The sequence below is a fragment of the Endozoicomonas sp. SESOKO2 genome, assembly GCF_024606245.1.
GTDB lineage: Bacteria > Pseudomonadota > Gammaproteobacteria > Pseudomonadales > Endozoicomonadaceae > Endozoicomonas_A.
The window spans coordinates 1-1,479 of record NZ_JAHHPQ010000114.1 but is presented as its reverse complement, the minus strand read 5'-3'; the positions used below and the strand labels follow the sequence as shown (position 1 = coordinate 1,479).

The 1,479-nt window shown below is 43.3% G+C and carries 2 protein-coding genes; both read right to left on the bottom strand.

Features of this window, described 5'->3' with window-relative positions; translation table 11 throughout:
* A partial coding sequence (locus tag KDK17_RS03075) for a serpin family protein (RefSeq protein ID WP_257287318.1) occupies positions 1-684 on the bottom strand: 684 nt, incomplete at its 3' end.
* A 290-nt stretch (positions 685-974) separates the two neighbouring features.
* A partial coding sequence (locus tag KDK17_RS03070; RefSeq protein ID WP_257287317.1) for a serpin family protein occupies positions 975-1,479 on the bottom strand: 505 nt, incomplete at its 5' end.

The following is a 1,479-nucleotide window of genomic DNA, read 5'->3' as shown; positions in this document are numbered from 1 at the left end:
GTTTACTTCAAGGGGGTTTGGGAAAGGTCTTTTAAGGCTCGAAGCAGAGAAGTCGACGTTATCACGAATATCGGCGTTTATTTGTTTAAGTTTTTCTCTATAAGTTTCCTGTAGTCCATGTGAATTGGATAAGAGCAAGCAATTCGCAACACAATATTCGTCCTGTCCACAAGCTGTTGCGCTTGATGCTGCAGCACCGGCTGGCTCAGAGTAATCGTCACCCAGGCAGCTTTGGAGTAATTGCCTGGTTGCACCATCTGCACCCGTGAGTAAAAGTGCCAGTGACTGGAAAAGGCCATCAGGGGACATGACGAAATTTCCGGGAATGACTTGCGCTGCTTGCCTGAATATATTTATGGCCAGCGCCAGAGTTCCCTGTGATTCAGTCGATTGTGCACCAGAATTTGAATCAGGGTTCACTGCTGCTGTCGCTCGGGGAAGAGTTGGACTGTCTTGAAGATCATCATCAACATCGTCTAGAAGATCCTCATCATCAACATAAGAATCTTCTTCATGAAATGCCGGGTAGGGTGAAAGTTTTTCAGTATCTTTGTTGACGCCGAAGTGGTTATAGGGCAAAGCCCAGAGCTGTGAGGGTAGCAACAGGATATAAAGCAAACTGACCAAGAGTAAAATGCGCCTGTGCTGCAAGGCTATATCCGGAGATTTAATTACTTGAGCCATGTTGGCACCTCATAACTTCCTGATTTCAGGGATTGTCATCAAGAGGACCTTCCTATTCACTGGACAGTTTCCCAGCGGAGTGTTGAAAGGAAGATGTAACACAATATAGGATAGTTTTTTGGTGAGTACCTAAAAACTAAACCTGCTCAAGGGGCAGAGGGAATTGACGCTGTAAAAATTAAAGATTCAATGTTTATCCGTGGCTAGTTACTCAAAAATCTCTGAGAACCCTATTCCATCTAGCTTGCAAAGAAAGGGTGAGGGGAGTCATGATGCTCCCCCTGTCACGATTAATGGGTACTTGATCCTGATGAGTCTGCTCCAGACTCCCGGGGATCAAGTATCTGCCCAATGAAGATGATTTTTTTTGTTATTTTATTACGCAATATATAAAGAAATGGTCGCCTGAAACTGATTGATTTTCTCTGCGCTCTTCCCCCAAAAGATCTCATACAAGAAGTGTGTGTAACAGCTGCGGCTCGGGTTCCATCCTCATTAACCTCTATGGCACAATGCTGATTAAACACATTCAAATTAACAGGTACAGGAAGAGTTAGCATAGATCCTAAGCTGAGAACGTCTGTTAGAAGAGAATGTAAACGTAGATCTGCATTGCATAAAATTTGACTCAATTTTGTACCGGAATCAACTTTAAAGGGTGGAAGTCCAATATCCATTGTCGAGCGTGATAAGCACAACTCTTCGGAATCCAGTGATGAAAACAGTGTCATTAATATTTCTGGTGATACTTCGTGGGGCATTATTCTTTCCGGGGGTAAAACTAAAATCATTTCA